This is a genomic window from Mesorhizobium abyssinicae, assembly GCF_049887195.1.
GTDB classification, from domain to species: Bacteria; Pseudomonadota; Alphaproteobacteria; order Rhizobiales; family Rhizobiaceae; genus Mesorhizobium; species Mesorhizobium abyssinicae.
In genome coordinates, this window is the sequence record NZ_JARAKC010000115.1 from 1 (window position 1) to 579 (window position 579).

At 62.2% G+C, this 579-nt stretch carries 2 pseudogenes; one reads left to right on the top strand and one right to left on the bottom strand.

What is annotated here, in order from left to right:
- Window positions 1-204, bottom strand: a pseudogene (locus tag PU724_RS33875) (hypothetical protein); the annotation flags it as partial.
- A 211-nt stretch (window positions 205-415) separates the two neighbouring features.
- Between PU724_RS33875 and PU724_RS33880 the strand changes: the two are divergent.
- A pseudogene (locus PU724_RS33880) lies at window positions 416-579 on the top strand (IS110 family RNA-guided transposase); the annotation flags it as partial.

The following is a 579-nucleotide window of genomic DNA, read 5'->3' on the forward strand; positions in this document are numbered from 1 at the left end:
GCGGCACAGCTCGCACGACGGCTGGGAGCCTGCCTGGAGCCGGTCCGCATGACCCAGCAGCAGAACGGCTATGATTGCGGCGTCTTTGTGCTTGACGGCACCAGGGCGCTGGTCGGACGACTGGGGCCAAGGGGGCAGCCAGCCAGGCTGCACCTCGACAACCTCGACATCGATCGGCAGGCACTCCAAAACCGGCTCGGTCATAGGGCTGGTACAGGAGTCACGCTGCCCATCAGCCAAGCCTCCGATCAGGCCCGAGCCGAACTAATGGCTTCCTTCAGAAGCAGAGAGCGATCTGACGCGGGGCGTTGAGTCTCGGTGGCTGTCGTCAAGCAGATCAGCGCTAGACGTCATGTTCCGAGGCGGAGAAACGCGGTCACGGTTCCGGCAGTTCATGGCATGCCAGCCGTCTGCTGTGGTTGTGATGGAAGCATGCGGTAGCGCGAGCTACCGGGCGCGGGAAATGGTCAAGCTTGGCCATGAGGTGAAACTGATCGCGCCGCAATATGTGCGGCCCTTTGTGAAAAGGCAGAAAAACGATGCTGCCGATGCTGAGGCAATCGTCGTTGCGGCACAGCG